The organism is Trueperaceae bacterium, from assembly GCA_036381035.1.
Lineage (GTDB): Bacteria > Deinococcota > Deinococci > Deinococcales > Trueperaceae > DASRWD01.
On sequence record DASVDQ010000119.1, the window covers coordinates 1 to 2,223 of the forward strand.

Annotated in this window: 3 protein-coding genes; 1 reads left to right on the forward strand and 2 read right to left on the reverse strand. The window is 63.2% G+C overall.

The features are described 5' to 3' along the window. Positions 1-238, forward strand: a 238-nt coding sequence (locus VF202_13885) for a prolyl oligopeptidase family serine peptidase (protein ID HEX7041203.1), incomplete at its 5' end; no start/stop codon positions are given. A 454-nt stretch (positions 239-692) separates the two neighbouring features. Here VF202_13885 and VF202_13890 read toward each other — a convergent pair. Beyond that, positions 693-1,241 (reverse strand): hypothetical protein, encoded by a 549-nt coding sequence (locus VF202_13890; protein HEX7041204.1) that lies wholly within the window; start codon positions 1,239-1,241, stop codon positions 693-695. Positions 1,242-1,266: 25 nt separating this feature from the next. After that, a complete protein-coding gene (locus tag VF202_13895; GenBank protein ID HEX7041205.1) occupies positions 1,267-1,905 on the reverse strand; it encodes an RHS repeat-associated core domain-containing protein in 639 nt (212 codons plus the stop codon). Positions 1,906-2,223: the final 318 nt, after the last annotated feature.

Below are 2,223 nucleotides of genomic sequence, written 5' to 3' on the forward strand. Positions count from 1 at the left end.
GAACGTGACCACGCCGACCATGCTCATGACCGGCGTGCTCGACCTGCGCACCCCCATGAGCCAGACCGAGGAGTTCTACCAGGCGCTCAAGATGCGCGGCGTCCCGGTCGCCATGCTCCGCTTCGAGGGCGAGTACCACGGCACCGGCTCGAAGCCGTCCAACTTCATGCGCACGCAGCTCTACATGCTGAAGTGGTACGGGCGGTGGACGGAGAACGGGGCGGTGGCGGCGCGGTGATGCGACGTGAGGTGAGGTGAGGTGACGTGACGTGACGTGAGGAGACCGTGGGGTGATACGAGGTCCGCCGGAATCGTTCGTGCCGGTCCGCCCGGCCCAGGCGACCCCCACCTCGCGGATCACGATCGGTTCAAGCGAATCCCGTATGAGGTGATTCGTGTCAGCCCCGCGTCGGAGTGACCGCTATGGCGGAACGCGTCCGGCGTCGCGGGATCGCGCGGCGCCGGCCCCGTCCGCGATGCAGGCCCCGTACGTTCGCTTCGATCCCGAGGAGAAGAAGATCGCCCGCGCACTCCTCGACTCCCTCATCCTCAAGCACGAAGCCAAACGGTGGGCCGCGGCAAGTTGAGCAGAGCTGAGCAAGTGGGGCGACGAAGGGAAGGGCGGCTAAAGAAGAAGCCCGACGCCTCCACCGAGGGCCGGGCTTCCGCTTATCGGCTCCGATCTCGCGTGCTCAGGGGATGACGTACGCTTTCCTGCGGACTACTTCTTCCCATGCGCCCTTTGCAGCACGAAGATCCTCGGCTGTAGCATCAGGCCCGATGTATCCCGGCCAGGTAGGATCAAGATCGCCCTGCTCGTCGGTCGCCTCATAGGAAGCCGTGAAGCGCAAGGCTTCGTAGCACATTACCCCCACAGGAACAGGTTCACCGTTGAGAGTCGCCGCGGCCGGCTCGGTATTGTCGAGGCAGTCCACGAGCCGGGGAACGGCGGCATCTTCGAACAGCACGATGGCGTGAATCACGTTCCGATCGCCCGTAAAGGCGTAGGCACCAGAGCGCCCTGTCCGCTCGAATGAGCCCGGCAGCTGCCCCAGCTTCTCGATCAGCTTCCCGAGAGAGTCTGCGGGCTCGGGCGTCGCAGTTGCTCCAGAGATCGGGGTCGCGGCGCTTGCCGTCTCCGCGGCACCTGCCTGTGCCTCCTCGTTCGCTCCGCCACTACATCCGGCGGCAGAAAATCCGGTGACGAGTGCCAAGACGATGCTGATCGTGATCCCAGGCATTGCGGCCTCCCCCTGGCTCCCCAGCCTACGGCAAGATGGAAACATGGACGTGGTCCCGGTGGGCGTTGATCAGGTTCGTCAGACGCTGGCCGTATGGCCATGGCGCCCGGTGGAAACGCACCGCGAATTCGGGCCCGATGATCTCCCGGAGGCGGTTGTTCGGAATGAAGCTCGCAACCGCAGCACCGACCGCCGGACCAAGCCTGAACGCGGTCTGATCGTCCATCAAGCTGAACCGCTGGCCATCGATCCGAGAGATGTCCACTGCATTGCCGTCGTAGTGCGCGCTCTGTGGCGAGTGTCTGCCATTGGTGGTGGTTGAGATATAGAAATCTCTGTTGAGCTGGATGGAGCCTTTGATCACGGCGTCCCGCAAGATGGGATCAACATCATCCCAACTTGCTCCCGGACCAAGGGTGATGTGCTGCTCGGCCCAGGCATCGAGCACCTCGCGCGGACAGTCATCGGCCGTATCGGTCCTGCCATCACCACCCGCGTATTCTGGACACAGCCCAAACGGGTCACTGAAGTTGACCGGATCGCCCGCCGCGTACCCATACAGATTCAGCCCCCCCGCGATCCCGATGGGGTCTTCCTGCGTGAACCGTCCGATGCCCGGATCATAGTAGCGGATTCTGTGATACACAATAAACGAGTAGCCCACTTAGTCATCCACCATCGTTCCGCGCCAACGGCGGCGGGTCCCCCGATCCCGAAAATAGGCGAACCGATTGCGGGGCCATTTGCTCGGTGTCCTGTCCTGCTGCGGACTGCACACTTATCGGGGCAACAAAGATCGGGAGTGCGGTTGCGGTCAGAAGCCGCGGATTCCTGCTCCTGTAGGTGATCAGATGCCAGAATCTGCGGAAACTTGGCACCATTCCCGCAAAGGACCGAAAAAGCCTGACAGTACGGTGGATGGGTACGCCCCTCCCGCCAGCCCGACACCATGGCCAACGGGAGGGGCGAGGGGAGAAATTAC

Coding starts and splice junctions, on each gene's coding strand:
- VF202_13890 (HEX7041204.1), bottom strand. CDS start 1,241: ATGCCTGGGATCACGATCAGCATCGTCTTGGCACTCGTCACCGGATTT.